Annotated in this window: 15 protein-coding genes and 1 riboswitch; of the genes, 7 read left to right on the plus strand and 8 right to left on the minus strand. The window is 74.9% G+C overall.

The window, feature by feature from the left end; genetic code table 11:
* Positions 1 to 100: 100 nt before the first annotated feature.
* Both ACI79E_RS21595 and hppD read right to left on the minus strand, forming a co-directional pair.
* Positions 101 to 1,222, minus strand: a complete 1,122-nt coding sequence (locus ACI79E_RS21595; protein ID WP_456934633.1) for a C40 family peptidase — start codon at positions 1,220 to 1,222, stop codon at positions 101 to 103.
* Positions 1,223 to 1,237: 15 nt separating this feature from the next.
* Positions 1,238 to 1,379: riboswitch (cyclic di-AMP (ydaO/yuaA leader) on the minus strand.
* A gap of 154 nt (positions 1,380 to 1,533) precedes the next feature.
* The gene (gene hppD / locus ACI79E_RS21600) at positions 1,534 to 2,760 is read right to left on the minus strand and encodes a 4-hydroxyphenylpyruvate dioxygenase (RefSeq protein WP_456934634.1); all 1,227 of its coding nucleotides are present in this window, start codon (positions 2,758 to 2,760) and stop codon (positions 1,534 to 1,536) included.
* A gap of 160 nt (positions 2,761 to 2,920) precedes the next feature.
* On the opposite strand from hppD, the gene ACI79E_RS21605 reads away from it, so the two are divergent.
* Positions 2,921 to 3,439 (plus strand): Lrp/AsnC family transcriptional regulator, encoded by a 519-nt coding sequence (locus ACI79E_RS21605; RefSeq protein ID WP_456934635.1) that lies wholly within the window; start codon positions 2,921 to 2,923, stop codon positions 3,437 to 3,439.
* On the opposite strand, the gene ACI79E_RS21610 is transcribed toward ACI79E_RS21605, so the two are convergent.
* Positions 3,412 to 4,641: an MFS transporter gene (locus ACI79E_RS21610; protein ID WP_456934636.1), complete on the minus strand. Its 1,230-nt coding sequence runs from the start codon at positions 4,639 to 4,641 to the stop codon at positions 3,412 to 3,414. The two genes, ACI79E_RS21605 and ACI79E_RS21610, sit on opposite strands and share 28 nt — an antisense overlap.
* 95 nt (positions 4,642 to 4,736) lie before the next feature.
* Here ACI79E_RS21610 and ACI79E_RS21615 point away from each other — a divergent pair, with 95 nt between their 5' ends.
* On the plus strand, positions 4,737 to 5,081 hold the full coding sequence (locus tag ACI79E_RS21615; protein WP_456934637.1) for an STAS domain-containing protein: 345 nt from the start codon (positions 4,737 to 4,739) through the stop codon (positions 5,079 to 5,081).
* Between the two features lie 6 nt (positions 5,082 to 5,087).
* On the opposite strand, the gene ACI79E_RS21620 is transcribed toward ACI79E_RS21615, so the two are convergent.
* Positions 5,088 to 5,333 carry a hypothetical protein gene (locus ACI79E_RS21620; protein WP_456934638.1) on the minus strand — a complete coding sequence of 82 codons (246 nt, stop codon included), beginning with the start codon at positions 5,331 to 5,333 and terminating at the stop codon, positions 5,088 to 5,090.
* Between the two features lie 130 nt (positions 5,334 to 5,463).
* Between ACI79E_RS21620 and ACI79E_RS21625 the strand changes: the two genes are divergently transcribed.
* Positions 5,464 to 5,988, plus strand: a complete 525-nt coding sequence (locus tag ACI79E_RS21625) for a gamma carbonic anhydrase family protein (RefSeq protein WP_456934639.1) — start codon at positions 5,464 to 5,466, stop codon at positions 5,986 to 5,988.
* Between the two features lie 108 nt (positions 5,989 to 6,096).
* Complete coding sequence (locus ACI79E_RS21630) at positions 6,097 to 7,125, plus strand: ATP-dependent 6-phosphofructokinase (RefSeq protein WP_456934640.1); 1,029 nt, start codon at positions 6,097 to 6,099, stop codon at positions 7,123 to 7,125.
* 34 nt (positions 7,126 to 7,159) lie between these two features.
* Here ACI79E_RS21630 and ACI79E_RS21635 read toward each other — a convergent pair whose 3' ends face one another.
* Complete coding sequence (locus ACI79E_RS21635; protein WP_456934641.1) at positions 7,160 to 8,587, minus strand: selenium-binding protein SBP56-related protein; 1,428 nt, start codon at positions 8,585 to 8,587, stop codon at positions 7,160 to 7,162.
* Between the two features lie 145 nt (positions 8,588 to 8,732).
* Between ACI79E_RS21635 and ACI79E_RS21640 the strand changes: the two genes are divergently transcribed.
* Positions 8,733 to 9,440: a dienelactone hydrolase family protein gene (locus ACI79E_RS21640; RefSeq protein WP_456934642.1), complete on the plus strand. Its 708-nt coding sequence runs from the start codon at positions 8,733 to 8,735 to the stop codon at positions 9,438 to 9,440.
* A 19-nt stretch (positions 9,441 to 9,459) separates the two neighbouring features.
* Here the strand turns inward: ACI79E_RS21640 and ctaD are convergent, their stop codons facing one another.
* The 3 genes from ctaD to ACI79E_RS21655 form a co-directional block, all read right to left on the minus strand.
* Positions 9,460 to 11,220: an aa3-type cytochrome oxidase subunit I gene (gene ctaD / locus ACI79E_RS21645; protein ID WP_456934643.1), complete on the minus strand. Its 1,761-nt coding sequence runs from the start codon at positions 11,218 to 11,220 to the stop codon at positions 9,460 to 9,462.
* Positions 11,221 to 11,399: 179 nt separating this feature from the next.
* Positions 11,400 to 13,268 carry a bifunctional sugar phosphate isomerase/epimerase/4-hydroxyphenylpyruvate dioxygenase family protein gene (locus ACI79E_RS21650; RefSeq protein ID WP_456934644.1) on the minus strand — a complete coding sequence of 623 codons (1,869 nt, stop codon included), beginning with the start codon at positions 13,266 to 13,268 and terminating at the stop codon, positions 11,400 to 11,402.
* Positions 13,252 to 14,142: a shikimate dehydrogenase gene (locus tag ACI79E_RS21655; RefSeq protein ID WP_456934645.1), complete on the minus strand. Its 891-nt coding sequence runs from the start codon at positions 14,140 to 14,142 to the stop codon at positions 13,252 to 13,254. The genes ACI79E_RS21650 and ACI79E_RS21655 overlap by 17 nt, the downstream gene beginning before the upstream one ends.
* Before the next feature lie 159 nt (positions 14,143 to 14,301).
* Between ACI79E_RS21655 and ACI79E_RS21660 the strand changes: the two genes are divergently transcribed.
* Positions 14,302 to 14,991 (plus strand): TetR family transcriptional regulator, encoded by a 690-nt coding sequence (locus ACI79E_RS21660; protein ID WP_456934646.1) that lies wholly within the window; start codon positions 14,302 to 14,304, stop codon positions 14,989 to 14,991.
* Positions 14,992 to 15,248: 257 nt separating this feature from the next.
* Positions 15,249 to 16,601, plus strand: a complete 1,353-nt coding sequence (locus tag ACI79E_RS21665; RefSeq protein WP_456934647.1) for an MFS transporter — start codon at positions 15,249 to 15,251, stop codon at positions 16,599 to 16,601.
* The last annotated feature ends 147 nt before the right edge of the window (positions 16,602 to 16,748 follow it).

Genomic DNA, 16,748 nt, shown 5'->3' on the forward strand with positions numbered 1-16,748 from the left:
GGGGGGCCCGGCGGGGGGCGGGGGGGGGGCCGGGGCGGGGCCCCCCCCCGCCCCCCCCCCCCCCCCCGCCCCCCCCCCCCCCCCCCCCCCCCCCCGGGGCTCAGCCGATGCGGCGGGCGCTGTTGTAGCCGCCCATCGAGTCGATCGAGGCGACCTTCACCGGCTGACCGTAGGTGGAGGCGTGCACCATCTGCCCGTTGCCGACGTAGATGCCGACGTGGCTGACCGGGCTGTAGAAGAACACGAGGTCACCGGGCTGCAGGGCCGACCGGGGGACGGGGGTGCCCATCGTCGACTGCATCCGGCTGGAGTGCGGCAGGCTGATCCCCGCCGCGGCGTAGGCGTACTGCACCAGCCCGGAGCAGTCGAAGGCGTTCGGCCCCGCCGCGGCCCACACGTAGGGGTCGCCCCGCTGGGCCAGCGCGGTCTCGACGGCGGTGCGCGCGGCGGCGCTCCCGCCGGCCACCGCCGCGACCGGGGCGGGCGGGGGCGCGGCGGCCGACCGGGCACCGCCTCCGCCGGCCGGGGCCGGCTGAGCGGCGGGTGCGGGGGCCTGCGCGGCCGCGGCCCGGGCGGCCTCCTCGGCGGCCTGCCGCTCGGCGGCCTCCCGGGACGCCCGCTCCTCCGCGGCGACCAGCCGGTCGTACTCGGCCTGGAAGCGCGCCACCTGGCGGTCCAGGTCGGCCTGCCGCGTCGCGACCTGGTCGACCAGCGCCTGCGCGTCGGCGGCCGCCTGCTCGGCGGCGAGGCGGGCGGTCTCGGCGTCGCCCGCGGCCTGCTCGGCCCCACCGAGGACGCCGTTGTTGTGGTCGGCGATGGTCTGCAGGGTGCCGACCCGGTCCAGCACCTCCTCCGGCGAGTCGCTGGTGAGCATGGCCGACAGGGTGCCCAGCCGGTCGCCGGTGAAGGCGCCCCGGGCGACCGCGCGGACCCGCTCGCGGGCGGTGACCAGCGCGGCCTCGGCGGCGGCCAGTTCCGCACCCGCCGCCGTCGCGGCCTCCTGGCTGGACCGCAGCTCCTCGCGGGCCTCGTTGAACTGCTCGGTCACGACCTCGAGGTCGTGGGCCTTCGCGGCGACGAGTGCCGCGGCCTCCTGCGAGGTGGCCGGGTCGCCGGGCGCGGCGGAGGCCGCGGGGAGGGTGGTGAGGGTGAGCCCGCCGGCGGCGACGAGGCCGACCAGGAGGCGGGGGAGCGCGCGGGCAGGGGCGTGCGACGTCGCCATGGTGGGCGGGTCTGTCCTCTCTTCCACAGCCGCCTACCGAGTTAGCTGACGGGTTCGGGCGGGAAGGCGCCCGGCGCCCGTGGCCCGGGAGGGCCGTGGGCGCTTCACCCCAGTACTGCGGTGGGTCCCCGGTCCCTGGTGCCGGCGAGACGGGCCGGCGCAGGGTTCGGCGGCGTCCGGCCGGTGTCACCAGGGGGTGACGGAACGACCCGTCCGGACGGCGTCACGCTAGGGCGGCGTCCCGGGGGCGACAAACGCGACGTCCGGACACACCGGGCGGCGGTCACTCGCCGTGACGACGTCGCGCGGGATCAGAGGTTGCCGCGGCGCTCCTGCTCGCGCTCGATCGCCTCGAACAGCGCCTTGAAGTTGCCCTTGCCGAAGCCCAGCGAGCCGTGCCGCTCGATGAGCTCGAAGAAGACCGTCGGCCGGTCGCCGGTGGGCCGGGTGAAGATCTGCAGCAGGTAGCCGTCCTCGTCCCGGTCGACCAGGATGCCGCGGCGCTGCAGCTCCTCCACCGGCACGCGGACGGTGCCGATGCGGGCCCGCAGCTCGGGGTCCTCGTAGTAGGAGTCCGGGGTGGGGAGGAACTCGACACCCGCGGCGACCATCGCGTCGACGGTGGCGAGGATGTCACCGGTGGCCAGCGCGACGTGCTGGGCGCCCGGTCCGCCGTAGAACTCCAGGTACTCGTCGATCTGGGAGCGCTTCTTCCCGACGGCCGGCTCGTTGAGCGGGAACTTGACCCGGTGGTTGCCGTTGGCCACGACCTTGCTCATCAGCGCCGAGTAGTCGGTGGCGATGTCCTCCCCGATGAACTCCGCCATGTTGGTGAAGCCCATGACGCGCCGGTAGAAGTCCACCCAGTGGTCCATGGCGCCGAGCTCGACGTTGCCGACGACGTGGTCGATGGCCTGGAACAGCCGCCGCGGCGCGCCGGGGCGGCGCTGGTGGGTCGAGGTCCGCGCCACGTACCCGGGCAGGTACGGGCCGGTGTAGCGCGAGCGGTCGACCAGGCTGTGCCGCGTGTCGCCGTAGGTCGCGATCGCCGCCAGCCGGACGGTGCCGTGCTCGTCGGTGACGTCGTGCGGCGGCTCGAGGACCCTCGCGCCCTGGGCGGCGGCGTGGGCGACGCACCGGTCGACGTCGGGGACGGCCAGGGCGATGTCGACGATGCCGTCCCCGTGCCGGCGGTGGTGGTCGGCCAGGGGGCTGGCCGGGGAGTAGGCCCCCGTGACCACGAACCGGGCGGCGCCGGAGCGGAGCACGTAGGCCCGGGAGTCCCGGTTGCCGGTCTCGGGGCCGGAGTAGGCGACCAGGTCCATCCCGAAAGCGGACTGGAAGAAGTGGGCGGTCTGGGTGGCGTTGCCGGCGATCCACACCAGGGCGTCCCAGCCGCTGACCGGGAAGGGGTCGGTGGCGGGGTCGTGCTCGACCAGGCCGACCAGCTGCCGCAGCTGGTCGGCGCTGAGCTCGGCCAGGCGCTCGTCGTCGGTGAGGACCTGCTCGAGGGTCCCCTGCGGCTCGGTGGCGGTCATGTCGCCCTCCCGTGTGGTCCGGTCAGTCGCGCGTGCGTCCAGCACACCTCCGGGCGCCGGGGATGGGCAAGATGACCGTCTGGGACTGGTCGATCCGGCCAGGACGACGGCTCGGGACGGCGCCGAGCTGGTCATCCCGACCAGTCCGGGAGGAGGAGCGGTGGCGCAGCGGCTGGACGCGCTCGACCTGGCGGTGCTCACCGCCCTGACCGAGCAGCCACGGGCCGGCGTGCTGGAGCTCTCCCGCCGGCTCGGGGTCGCGCGGGCGACGGTCCAGGCGCGGCTGCGGCGGCTGGAGGAGACCGGCGTGGTCACCGGCTACGGGCCCGACATCGACCCGGCCGCGGCCGGGTTCGGCGTCCAGGCGTTCGTCACCCTGGAGATCGCCCAGGGCGCGCTCGAGGAGGTCGCGGCCGACCTGCGGGCGATCCCCGGCGTCCTGGAGGCGCACGTGACCACCGGCGCCGGGGACGTGCTGGTCCGGCTGGCCGCCGAGTCGCACGCGGCGCTGCAGGAGACGCTGGTGCGGCTGGGCCGCTCGCCCTCGGTGGTGCGCTCCACCAGCGTCGTGGCCCTGTCGGAGCTGGTGCCGCGCCGGGTGCTGCCGCTGCTCGCGTCGGGCACGCCGCGGCCGGCCGCGCGGGCGCCGGGCTACCGGGCGGCGGCGGCCGGCGACTGACCGGCCGGGACGCCGGTGGACCGCGGCAGCGCGAGGGCCGCGACCAGGCCCAGGCCCAGCACCGCCGTGGTGGCGCCGAACGCGGCCTGGAAGCCGGCGACGTCGGTGAGCCACCCCGCGGCCAGCGGCCCGACGATCCCGCCGAGGTCGGCCGACATCTGGAACACCGCCACCACCCGGCCGCCGCGGGCCGGGCTGACGTCCCCGACGAGCGCGGCGGGCACGCTGGACAGCAGCGAGGCGGCCAGCCCGAACACCGCCATCGACAGCAGGAACGCCCCGGTCGCCGGCGGCAGGACGAGCACGGCGGTGGCGGCGGTGGCCAGCGTGGTCCCCAGCACCAGCGCGGGGCGGCGTCCCCACGCGTCGGCCAGCCGCCCGGAGCGCAGCAGGCCCACCGCCTGGGCGAGGGAGCCGGCCAGCAGCCCCAGCCCGGCCCAGGTGACCGAGCGGCCGAGCTCCTCGGTGACGTACAGCGGGACCAGCGAGTTGCGGACGCCGAACAGCATCCAGCCCACGCCGAGGTTGGCCACCAGCGCAGCGAGGTAGACCCGCGACCGGAACGCCGCGCGCAGCGGCAGCGGGCCGCGGTCCGGCTCGGGGACGTCCGCCGGTGGCGCCTGCGCCGCGGCCGGCGCGGGGGACCGGAGGAACAGCAGGCTCACCCCGCCAGCGACCAGCAGGAACCCGGCGTAGAGGACGAACGGCAGGCGGGGGGAGAGCTCGGCGAGCAGGCCGCCGGCCGCGGGCCCGGCGATGCCGCCCAGGATGAAGCCGCCCTGGTAGGTGGCCGCCGCCCGGCCGCGGTGCGAGGGCGGGGAGACCCGCAGCAGCAGGGAGAGCGCGGCCACGGTGAACATGGCGCTGCCGACGCCGCCGGCCGCGCGCAGCCCCAGGAACAGCGGGAAGGAGCCGGCCAGCCCCGCCGCGCCCGTCGTGACCGCGACGGTGACCAGCCCGAGGGTGAGGACGACGCGCTCGCCGAGCCGCTCGACCAGCGAGCCGCCCCCGAAGGCGGAGACGAACCGGAAGAACGCGAAGGCGCTGACGGCCAGGCCCACGGCCGTGGTGCCCACGCCGAAGGACCGGGCGAACAGCGGGATGGCCGGCGCCACGATCCCGAAGCCCAGCGCGACCACGAAGGCCACGACCGACAGCACACCGACCTCGCGGGGCAGCTCCCCGGATCCCCGCACGCGCACGGAGAGCGATGCTCGCACGCGCCCGGCGCCACCCGTCGGGGGGAACGGCGGCGGGAGCGGTTGTCCGCGGGTGCGACCCCCGCCACAGTGTGCGCGTGGGGTACCTCGGCGGGGGTGGGGTCGAGCCGCCGTCCGGCTCGTACGAGGTGGTGCGCGACGCCGGCGGGCCGGTGCTGCACCTGCGCGGGGACGTCGACGCCCCGCTGGTGCACCGCATGCGCGACGGCGGGCTGGACGAGGCGGCCCTGGTGGCCGTCGACGTGTCCGGGACGGCCTACATCGACTCGACCGGCCTGGCGCTGCTGGCGCGGTGGGCGCAGCAGTCGGCGGGGCAGGGCCGGCCGGCCGTCGTCCGCAACGCCGGCCCGCGCTTCCGGCAGGTCCTCGACCTCACCGGGCTCGCGCCGATGTTCGTCCTGGAGGAGACCGCCGGCGCCTGAGCGCCCTCAGCGCGGTGGGGACACCTCCCGGACCGGCGTCTGCGGCGGCAGCCCGCGCTGGTCCCGGTAGGCGTACAGCGCGGCGCGGTCGGGCAGGGCGTGCCCCGACCGGCAGGTGAGCGTCCCCACCTCGCCGACGTAGACCGGCCCCCGCCGGCGCGGGACGGCGTAGCGCCCCGCCATCTCGACCAGGCGGGTACCGCACGCCGGGCAGTGGAGGTTGTGCACTGACTGGACCCAGACCGCTTCCATGCCCCGACCATGCAGGCGCCGGGGCGCCGCTGTCGCGCCCCGGGGACGCCTGCAACGGACCGTCATGGGATCGCAACGGGCCCGGGCGCGCGATCGCCGGCGCGGGAGGGTGCCCCTACCCTCGGCGTCCGTGCCGCTGTTCTCCTTCGAAGGCCGGTCCCCGCAGGTGCACCCCGAGGCCTGGGTGGCGCCGACCGCCACGCTGGTCGGGGACGTCGTGGTCGAGGCCGGCGCGTCGATCTGGTACGGCGTCGTGCTGCGTGCGGACTTCGGGCGCATCGTGGTCCGCGAGGGCGCCAACGTGCAGGACAACTCCGTGCTGCACGGTGGCGCCGACCCGGAGACCGAGGTGGGCCCCGGCGCCACGGTCGGGCACATGTGCGTGGTGCACGGCGCCGTCATCGGCGCGGAGGCGCTGGTCGGCAACGGCGCCACGGTGCAGGACGGCGCCCGGGTCGGCGCCCGTGCGCTCGTGGGGGCGCACAGCCTGGTGCCACCGGGGATGCGGGTCCCCGACGAGGTGATGGTGCTCGGTGTCCCCGCCCGGGAGCGTGGCCCCCTCTCCGACGGCGCCCGCGGCTGGGTGGCCGGCAACCCAGCCATCTACCGCGAGCTGGCGCGCCGGCACGCCGCCGGGGTCGCGGAGGTCGGCTGACCGCGGGCGGGTCCGGCGACACGCGACGTGAGCACGGGACTCATGACGTCATGTCGTCATGACGTATGGTCGGCGGCGACCCGGCCCACGACCCCGAGGGAGCAGCCGGTGCGCATCGGCATCTTGACTGGCGGGGGCGACTGCCCCGGCCTCAACGCCGTCATCCGCTCGGTCGTCCGCACCGCGACGACCCACTACGCCAGCGAGGTGATCGGCTTCCGCGACGGCTGGCGGGGCCTCCTCGAGGACCGGACGACGCCGCTGGACGTCGCCGCGGTCGACGGCCTGCTGACCCGCGGCGGGACGACGCTCGGGTCGGCCCGGGTGGCGCCGGAGAAGCTGCACGCCGGGCTGGCGCAGATGAAGGCCGTGCTGGCCGCGCACGAGGTGGACGTGCTCATCCCGATCGGCGGCGAGGGGACGCTCACCGCGGCGCACCTGCTCTCGCAGGCCGGCGTCCCGGTGGTCGGCATCCCCAAGACCATCGACAACGACATCGACGGCACCGACCTCACCTTCGGGTTCGACACCGCGGTCAGCATCGCCACCGACCTCATCGACCGGCTGCACACCACCGCCGAGTCCCACCAACGGGTGCTCCTGGTCGAGGTGATGGGCCGGCACGCCGGCTGGATCGCGCTGCACGCGGGGCTGGCGTCGGGGGCGCACGTCACGCTCCTCCCCGAGGAGCCCTTCGACGTCGCCGAGGTCGCGAAGATCGTCGAGGACCGCTTCGCGCGCGGGGACACCCACGTCATCGGCGTCGTGGCCGAGGGGGCCCAGCCGCTGCCGGACACGATGCTGGTCCGCGACGGCGGCGTCGACGAGTACGGGCACAGGCGGTTCACGGGCGTGGCCCAGCAGCTGGGCGACGAGCTCGAGCGACGCACCGGCAAGGAGGTGCGCACCACGGTGCTCGGTCACGTGCAGCGCGGCGGCACCCCGACGTCGTTCGACCGGGTCCTGGCCACCCGCTTCGGCCTGCACGCGACGATCGCCGCGCACGAGGGCCGGCACGGGCAGATGGTCGCGCTGCGGGGCACCGAGATCGAGCTGGTGCCGCTGGCGCAGGCGGTCGCCCGGCTGAAGACCGTGACGGCGTCCCGGCTGGCCGAGACCGCGGTCTTCACCGGCTGAGCGACGGGCGCTGCCGTTCCGACGCCGTACCGGGTCAGCGGTAGCAGTACGAGTCCGAGGACGCGTCGCCGCCCTGCAGGCGCACCTGGTGCGGCCGCAACCCGCGCCAGTCCTCCCCGTGCGGGAAGAACCGCTCGTCCAGGCTCATCCCGCCGCCCTCGGGGTCCGCGTCGATCTTCGCCATCCACGACCCCACGCCGTCGGGGAAGAACTGGTCGTCCCACGCGCCGTACAGGGAGTTGGTCAGGTAGACCCGTCGTCCGTCGCGGCTGACCTCGACCATCTGCGGGCCGCCCGCCAGCGCCTTCTCCGGTGCGGCGGGGTGGGCCGTCCTCCGGACGATGCCGCCGAGGCGGACCGAGCCGACCTCACGGGGGTGCGCCGGGTCGGAGACGTCGAACTGCTTGAGCTCGCCGGTGCCCCAGCAGGAGACGTAGAGCATCCGGTCGTCGACCGACAGGTCGATGTCGGTGACGAGGGCCGGCACCGCGGAGAACGGCTTGAGCGCGGGGGGCAGGTCGTCGGGGTCGGCCGGCTCGGGCGGGATGGTGATCACCTCGTCGGCGGTCCACCGGTCGCCGTCCCGGTGCCAGCGCCACACCGACGCCGACAGGTCGGCGGTGGAGACCACGACACCGACGAAGCCCCAGGTGGCCTCGGGGTCGTGGGAGGGCCGCAGTTCCAGCACCATCTGGTGCTCGGCGCCGAGGTCGACCGTCTGCAGGTGCCGGCCCTCGGCGAGGTTCCAGAAGTGCAGCTGGTGGCCGTACCGGCCGCCGAGCAGCAGCTCGGGCACGAGCCCGTCCTCCACCATGCTCGGCGTGCCCCACTCGCTGGAGACCAGCGTGTTCTGGTTGAGGTGCCACCAGGCGTCGTAGGCCAGGTACTGCGGGCCGCGGTCGGTTTCCCACGCCCGCAGGACGTCGAAGGTGGTGTGGTCCAGCAGCGCGATGCCGCCGGGGCCCTCACCGTCGCTCGCGCCGCCCAGACAGGTCAGGAAGACGCCGTCGGGACCGCAGTGCAGCGTGTGCGGCCGCGAGTAGCCGGCCTTCTCGGCCAGCTCCCGGGCCTCGATCGTCTTGTGCAGCCGCGGCGCGCGGGGGTCGGGGTGGGTGTCGTAGACGTGGATGGTTGAGCTGCGCAGTCCGGGCAGCAGCAGGTACCGCCGCTGCAGTCCGTCGGCGCCCATGTCGTGGCCCTCGTGCCTGAGGGCGCTGGAGCAGGCGTTCCAGCCGAAGTGGTGCAGCTCGTCGCCGACGGTGGGCAGCTCGGCCCAGCCGACGATGGTGCCGTACCCGTCCGACGCCGGGTCGGTGTCGACGACGGTCAGGGCGTCGGGCTGCCGGCCGGCGCGGTCGAAGGCCACGACGTAGGCCAGCCGTTCGGTGGGTGCGGCGATCGCCTCGGCCGCGCTGCGGTAGAAGGTCGGGTCGGTCGGGACGGTGCCGTGGGATGCGCTCATCGTCGGCCTCCGGGGGCAGGAGCGGGATCCGACCATCCCGCGCCCCCGCGCCCGGGGGAAGCCCCCGGTGCGCGCGGTCCTGACACCGGGCCGGCCGAGGTCGGTAGCGTCCGTTCCCCGGTCCGGACGGCGCAGGGAGATGCTCGTGCCCGAGACGACGATCCCCGGCGCGCAGAGCGCCCCGCAGCTGCGCGCCCACCTCGCGGTCCCGCCGGTGGGGGAGGGCCCGTGGCCGGGGGTGGTGGTCGTCCACGAGGCGTTCGGCCTCACCGACGACGTCCGCCAGCACGCCGACCGCCTCGCCGCCGCCGGGTACCTGGCGCTCGCCCCGGACCTGTTCACCGCCGGCGGGCTGCGCTGCCTCAAGCGCACCTTCGGGGACCTGCTCCGCCAGGAGGGTGCGGCGTTCGGCGACCTGGAGGCGGCCCGGCGGTGGCTGATCGACCGGCCCGACTGCACCGGCCGGGTCGGGGTGGTCGGCTTCTGCATGGGCGGTGGCTTCGCCCTGCTGGCCGCCACCCGCGGCTTCGACGCGGCGGCGCCGAACTACGGCATGCTGCCGAAGGGCGCCGAGGAGGTGCTCGCCGGCGCCTGCCCGGTCGTGGCCAGCTACGGCCGGCGCGACCGGGTGCTGCGCGGAGCGGCCGAGCGGCTGCAGGGCATCCTCACCCGGCACGAGGTGCCGCACGACGTCCACGAGTACCCCGACGCCGGCCACTCGTTCATGAACCGGCACGACGTCGGCCCGTTCGCCGTCCTGGAGCGGGTCGCCGGCCTCGGCTACCACCACCCGTCCGCCGAGGACGCCTGGGTGCGCATCCTGCGGTTCCTCGACACCCACCTGCGCGGCTGACCGCGACGGGCGGGACCGCTCAGGTCGGGTCGGGGTCGCGCGAGCCCTGCCGGCCGCCGGAGGTGAGCCCGACGTCGCTGACGCCGGCGTAGGGCTGGTGCCGGCCGCCGACGTGCTTCTCCGCCTCCAGGCGCTCGAGCAGGTGCGGGTAGTGCGCCTCGAACGCCGGCCGCTCGGAGCGGATCTTCGGGATCTCGGTGAAGTTGTGCCGAGGCGGCGGGGACGACGTCGCCCACTCCAGCGAGTTGCCGTGGCCCCAGGGGTCGTCCCGCAGCGCCAGCGGGCCGTGCCGCCACGAGCGGATCACGTTGAACAGGAACGGGACGATCGAGGCGCCGAGCACGAAGGAGAAGATCGTCGAGATCGTGTTCAGCGTGGTGAAACCGTCGGTGGGCAGGTAGTTGACGTACCGGCGCGGCATGCCCTCGTTGCCCAGCCAGTGCTGGATGAGGAAGGTGCCGTGGAAGCCGATGAACGTCATCCAGAACTGCAGCTTCCCGAGGCGCTCGTCGAGCATCCGGCCGCACATCTTCGGGAACCAGAAGGCGATGCCGGCATTGGCCGCGAACACCACGGTGCCGAAGACCACGTAGTGGAAGTGGGCGACGACGAAGTAGCTGTCGTTGAGGTGGAAGTCCAGCGGCGGTGAGGCCAGGAGGACGCCGGTCAGGCCGCCGAGCAGGAAGGTGACCAGGAAGCCGACCGACCACAGCATCGGCGTCTCGAAGGTCAGCTGCCCCCGCCACATGGTGCCGATCCAGTTGAAGAACTTGATGCCGGTCGGCACGGCGATCAGGTAGGTCAGGAAGGCGAAGAAGGGCAGCAGCACCGCGCCGGTCGCGAACATGTGGTGCGCCCACACCGTCACCGACAGTGCCCCGATGGCGATGGTCGCGAAGACCATGCCCTTGTAGCCGAACAGCGGCTTGCGGCTGAACACCGGGATGATCTCGGTGATGATGCCGAAGAACGGCAGCGCGATGATGTAGACCTCGGGGTGCCCGAAGAACCAGAACAGGTGCTGCCACAGCATCGGCCCCCCGTTCTCCTCGGAGTACACCAGCGCTCCGAGTTGGCGGTCGGCCAGCAGCCCGAACAGTGCCGCGGTCAGGATCGGGAACGCGAAGATCACCAGGATGCTGGTCACCAGCGTGTTCCAGACGAAGATCGGCATCCGGAACATCGTCATGCCCGGCGCGCGCAGGCAGATGATCGTCGTCATGAAGTTGACCGCGCCCAGGATGGTGCCCAGACCGCTGACGGCCAGGCCGGCGATCCACAGGTTCGCCCCGGCGCCGGGGCTGTGGGCCACGTCGGACAGCGGCGTGTAGGCGTACCAGCCGAAGTCGGCGGCCCCGCCGGGGGTGATGAAACCCGCGACGGCGAGCGTGCTGCCGAAGAGGAACAGCCAGTAGGAGAAGGAGTTCAGCCGCGGGAAGGCGACGTCGGGGGCGCCGATCTGCAGCGGCATGATCAGGTTGCCGAACGCGAAGAACAGCGGCGTCGCGAAGAACAGCAGCATCACCGTGCCGTGCATGGTGAGCAGCTGGTTGTACTGCTCCGGGGAGAGGTACTGCAGCCCCGGCCGGGCCAGCTCCCCGCGCATCAGCATGGCCATGAAGCCGCCGATGATGAACCACACGAACGACGTGACCAGGTACATCAGGCCGATCGTCTTGTGGTCGGTGGTCCGCAGCAGGTTGCTCAGCCGGGTGCCCCTGTCGGCCGGCGGCATCGCACTGGGCCGGCTGACGATGGGCCGCGGCGCGATGGCGGTCACGACGTCGCTCCCGGGCGGGGGGAGGGTGCCGGCCCGGCGCATCCCGGGCTGGTCGGGCGGGGGGAGTGGCTCATGGACGCGCCCCTGGGTCGAGCCGCCGGTGCGGCGGGGAGGGCTCGAGTGATCCGAGTTCCCCCATCATGGCCCGCCGGCGCCCGCGCCGACACCCGGAACGGCGCTCAGCCGTCCGCCGGCACGAGCGCGGCCTGGCGCAGGCGGCGGTGGGCGGCCATCCGGACGGGCGCGTCGGCGGTGCCGTAGCCGTCGTAGCCGCCCAGCCGCTGCACCACCTCGAAGAACACCCGGTCGCCGAGCACCTCGGTGACCAGGTGCAGGTAGCCCCCGGCGGCGTCCTCCTCGTAGAGCAGCCCGTGCTCGCGGATCGCGGCCAGCAGCTCCGGAGCCAGGTCGAGGCGGGCGTCGAGGTCGTCGGCGTAGTTCGCGGGCACGGGCAGCAGGGGGGCGCCGGCCGCGTGCAGCGCCCGGGCCGTGGCGACGATGTCGTCGGTGGCGAAGGCGACGTACTGCGGCTCCGGGACCCCGGGGGCCCAGCCCCCGCGGCGCAGGGTGGAGGCGCTCAGGGCCAGCCGCACGGTCCGGCCCGGTCCGGTCACCGCCCGGGTGCGCACCAGCCCGAACGGCGCGGCCAGCTCGGTGACCTCCTGCGGTTCCAGGCCGAGCACCGCCCGGTAGAACAGGCCGGCCTCGTCGAAGGCGTCGAAGGGCTGGGCGAGGCCCACGTGGTCGACGCGGGTGATCCCGCTGCCCGCGCCGGCCGCCGAGCCGGTCGGCAGGAAGTCGGCCGGCCAGCCGTCGGGCACGGTGCGGGTGAAGAAGACCTGCGTGCCGTCGGGCGCGGCCACCGCCGACAGCTCCGCCTCGACCGCCCCCCGGGTGCGGGGCAGCACCGGGGCGCTCATCGCCTCCGCCCGTGCCGCCGAGCGGCCCGGGTCGGCGCTCTCCAGGCCCAGCGCCGCGACGGCGGCCACGCCCGTGGCCGCCGGGCGCACGACGGAGGCGTTGAGCAGCACCCGCGCCCCGCCCTGCTCCCACAGCTGCACCGGCTTGGAGCGGTGCTGCCCGGTGTGGGTGAACCCGAGCGCGTCCAGCACCCCGGCCACCCGTGGACCGGAGACGCCGTCGACCTCCAGCTCGGTGAACGACCAGCCCGACAGGGCCGGTGCGGCCGGGGGGGTGGGCAGGCCGGCGTCCGGACGGCGCAGCGCGAGCGCCTCCTCCAGCCACTGCAGCGAGCGCATCGCGTCCACCGCCGTCCGGGCCGGGTCGGACTGCCGGTACACGTCGTTGAAGACCTCCAGCGACAGCGGGCCGGTGTAGCCGGCGGCGAGCACCGCGCCGAGGAAGCCGGGCAGGTCGAACGCGCCCTGGCCGGGGAAGAGCCGGTGGTGGCGGCTCCACTGGAGCACGTCCATGCGCAGCGCCGGGGCGTCGGCCAGCTGCAGGAAGAACAGCTTGTCCCCGGGCACCTGCGCGAAGCCGGCCGGGTCCCCGCCGCGGGAGAGCACGTGGAAGCTGTCCAGGCACAGCCCGAGGGCGGGGGAGTCCGCGCGGCGGACGGCGTCCCACGAGCGCTCCCAGGTGGAGACGTGCGTGCCCCAGGCCAGCGCCTCGTAGGCGATCCGCAGGCCGCGCTCGCCGGCGCGGGCGGCCGCGGCGGCCAGCTGCTCGGCGAGCTGGTCGGCGTCGTCGACCGCGTCGGGGGCCACCGAGGAGCAGACCAGCACGGTGTCCACGCCGAGCGCGGCCATGACGTCGAACTTGCACTCGGCCCGGCGCAGGTTGCGGGCGAAGCGCGCCGGGTCGGTGGAGTCCAGGTCGCGGAAGGGCTGGTACAGGTCGATCGACAGGCCGAGGTCGGCGCAGCGCGTGGCCAGCTCGGCCGGGGACCACGGGGCGGCGACCAGGTCCGGCTCGAACACCTCGATGCCGTCGAACCCGGCGCCGGCGGCCGCGGTCAGCTTGTCCTCGAGCGTGCCGGACAGGCAGACCGTGGCGATCGCCCGGCGCGCCTCAGCCGATGCGGACATCGGGACCCGGCCCGGCGACCAGCTCGGTGAAGTGCGCCAGCATGCGCTCGGCGTCGGGCTCGACCCCGGTGAACAGGCGGAAGGCGTCGACGGCCTGGAACACCGCCATGCCGCCGCCGTCGAGCACCCGGGCGCCGAGGCGCCGGGCGGTGCGCACCAGTTCGGTCTCCAGCGGGCGGTAGACGATGTCGGCGACCCAGAGGTCCGGGCGCAGCAGGGCGGCGTCCACGGGCAGGCCCGGCTGCGCGGCCATGCCCGTGGGCGTGGCGTGGGCCAGCCCGTCGGCCTCGGCCAGCGCCGCGGGGAGGGCGGCGGCGTCGGCCCCCGTGGCCCGGGCGGCGCCGAACCGCTCCTGCAGCGCGGCGGCCAGCCCGGCGGCCCGCTGGGCGTCGACGTCCACGACGGTCAGCCGGCGGGTGCCCAGGGTGAGCAGCGCGTGCGCCACCGCGGCCCCGGCGCCGCCGGCCCCGAGCAGGACCACCCGGTCCAGGGCGGCGTCGGGCAGGCCGCGGTCGAAGGCGCGGGCGAACCCGGACCAGTCGGTGTTGTGCCCGACCGCCCGGCCCCCGCGCAGGACGACGGTGTTGACCGCGCCCAGCGCCTCGGCGTCGGGAGAGAGCTCGTCGAGGTGCGGCAGGACCAGCTGCTTGCACGGGTGGGTGACGTTCAGGCCGTCGTAGCCGGCCAGCCGGGCGGCGGCCAGGACCTCACCGATCGCGGTGGCCGGCCGGTCGAGGACGTCGAGGTCCAGCCGCCGGTAGAGGTACCGGAGACCGAGTTCGTCGGCCTCCCGCTCGTGCATCGGCGGGGTCAGCGACGGGCCGATGCCCGTGCCGACCAGGCCGACGAGGAAGCTCTGCGAGGCGGACGCCATGGTCGTCTCCTAGCTATGTACCAACTGGTGAGTTGTTCCTAGGGGACCACACCCGGAGCCCGGCCGCCAGCCCCCCGCGTGATCCGGGCCACGGCGTCGGGAGGCCGGGGGGGCGGCCCACCTAGGCTGCGGGGGACGGCCGTCGAGCGGAGGGCAGCAGTGACCGCGCAGCACCCGGAGGGCGACACCTCCCCCGACGTCCCCGGGGCGGCGCCGGCCGGAGCCCCCGAGCGGACGCGGGACGCCGACCGCACCCGGGCGGAGATCCTCGCCGTGGCCACCACCGAGTTCGCCGACCGCGGCTACGCGGGGGCCCGGATCAACGAGATCGCCGACAAGCTCAGCACCACCAAGCGGATGATCTACTACTACTTCGGCGGCAAGGAGCAGCTCTACGTCGCCGTCCTGGAGCAGGCCTACAGCCGCATCCGCAGCCTGGAGCAGCAGCTCGACGTGGAGCACCTCGACCCGGTCGAGGCGATCCGGGAGCTCGCCGGCCTGACCTTCGACCACCACGAGGCCCATCCGGACTTCATCCGGCTGGTCAGCATCGAGAACATCCACCGCGCCGAGCACATCGCCCGCTCCGAGGCGCTGTCCGGGCTGGCCAACCCGGCGCTGGACGTCCTCGGCACGATCCTCGAGCGGGGCTGGGACGCCGGGCTGTTCCGGGACGACGTCGACGCCCTCGACGTCCACCAGGTGATCAGCGCGTTCTGCGTCTTCCGGACGGCCAACCGGCACACCTTCGGCGCCATCTTCGGTCGCGACCTGCTCGACCCGGCCCGCCGCGACCACCAGCGCCGGATGCTCGGCGACCTCGTCGTCGCCTACCTCACCGCCCACTGAGGGCGCTCGACACACCTCTCCGACCGGCGGGCTTGACACGGTGACGGCCATCACCTCACCATCTGGTACGTAACCAGTTGGTACATAAGCCGCTGGCGACACCGCGCCGGCCCCCACCCCGGGGCCAGGGCGGCACGGGGAGCCGGGGATCCCGGCCGCCGCCCGCTGCACCGCACCGCCGACCACCCGGGCCCGCCCCGGGACGCCCCGACCGGCACGACGAGATCGCTGCCGCCGCGCCTCCCCAGGAGACCGACATGAGCACGACCCCCGCCCCCGGTGGGACCACCCACGCGCACACGCCACGCAAGGCCGCCGTCGCGAGCTTCGTCGGCAGCATGCTCGAGTACTACGACTTCTTCATCTACGGCGCCGCCGCCGGCCTGGTCTTCCCGCAGGTGTTCTTCCCGGAGAGCGACCCGAGCACCGGGATCCTCCTCTCGCTGGCCACCTTCGGCGTCGCCTACGTCGCCCGGCCGCTCGGCGCGGTCGTCATCGGCCACTTCGGCGACAAGGTCGGCCGCAAGAAGATGCTGGTGCTGACCCTGCTGCTGATGGGCGTCTCCACCTTCCTCATCGGCGCGCTGCCGTCCTACGGCGCGATCGGGGTGGCCGCCCCGATCCTGCTGGTCCTCATGCGGATCCTGCAGGGCCTCTCGGCCGCCGGCGAGCAGGCCGGTGCGAACTCGATGACCCTGGAGCACTCGCCCGAGGGCAGGCGCGGGTTCTTCACCAGCTTCACCCTCGTCGGCACCCAGGCCGGCCTGATCCTCGCCAACCTGGTCTTCATCCCGTTCGCGCTGCTGCCCGAGGACCAGTTCCTCAGCTGGGGCTGGCGGATCCCGTTCTTCCTGTCCGCGGCCGTCGTCGCCGTCGGCTACTGGGTGCGCCGGTCGCTGCCCGAGACGCCGGAGTTCGAGCGGGCCAGCGAGGAGCACGAGGTCGCCAAGCTGCCCGTCGCCGTCCTGTTCCGCGACCACTGGGCCTCGGTCCTGCGGGTGGTCCTGTGCGCGCTGGTCTCGGTGGTCAGCACGATCGTCGGCACCTGGGCGCTCGCGCAGGGCACCAGCGACGCGATCGGCATGGAGCGGTCGACCCTGCTGTGGATGATCGTCGTGGCCAACGCGATCGCGCTGGGCACGCTGGTGCTGTGGGCGCGGCTGTCGGACCGGATCGGCCGCCGCCCGGTGTTCGCCTTCGGCGCCTTCGGCTCGGCGGTGCTGATCTTCCCCTTCCTGTGGGCGGTGCAGCAGGGGAACGTCGCACTGGTCTTCGTCTTCGGCATCCTGATCTCCGGCGTCACCTACTCCGCGGCCAACGGCATCTGGCCGTCCCTCTACGGCGAGATGTTCGACACCCGGGTCCGCTACTCCGGCACGGCGATCGGCACCCAGATCGGGTTCGCCCTCGGCGGCTTCTCGCCGCTCATCGCCGCCGCGATCGTCGGTGACGGCCCCGACGGGTGGTGGCCGGTGGCCATCCTCACCGCCGCTGCCGCCGCCGTCGCGGGCCTGTGCGCCCTCACCGCCCGCGAGACCGCGCACGTGCCGCTGGAGCAGCTCGGCTCCAAGGACGCCGCCCCGCGCGACCGCGCCCTGGTCGGCGCGTAAGAGCCACACCCCCTGGGGGGGGGGGGGGGGGGGGGGGGGGGGGGCGGCGGGGGGGGGGGGGGGGGGGGGCGGGGGGGGGGGGGGGGGGGGGGGGGGGGGGGGGGGGGGGGGGGGGGGGGGGGGGGCGCGGGGGGGGGTGGGGCTGTT

Source organism: Geodermatophilus sp. SYSU D00079 (genome assembly GCF_054050635.1).

Coding starts and splice junctions, on each gene's coding strand:
- ACI79E_RS21595 (WP_456934633.1), bottom strand. CDS start 1,222: ATGGCGACGTCGCACGCCCCTGCCCGCGCGCTCCCCCGCCTCCTGGTC.
- hppD (WP_456934634.1), bottom strand. CDS start 2,760: ATGACCGCCACCGAGCCGCAGGGGACCCTCGAGCAGGTCCTCACCGAC.
- ACI79E_RS21620 (WP_456934638.1), bottom strand. CDS start 5,333: ATGGAAGCGGTCTGGGTCCAGTCAGTGCACAACCTCCACTGCCCGGCG.
- ACI79E_RS21635 (WP_456934641.1), bottom strand. CDS start 8,587: ATGAGCGCATCCCACGGCACCGTCCCGACCGACCCGACCTTCTACCGC.
- ACI79E_RS21650 (WP_456934644.1), bottom strand. CDS start 13,268: ATGTCCGCATCGGCTGAGGCGCGCCGGGCGATCGCCACGGTCTGCCTG.
- ACI79E_RS21655 (WP_456934645.1), bottom strand. CDS start 14,142: ATGGCGTCCGCCTCGCAGAGCTTCCTCGTCGGCCTGGTCGGCACGGGC.
- ACI79E_RS21665 (WP_456934647.1), top strand. CDS start 15,249: ATGAGCACGACCCCCGCCCCCGGTGGGACCACCCACGCGCACACGCCA.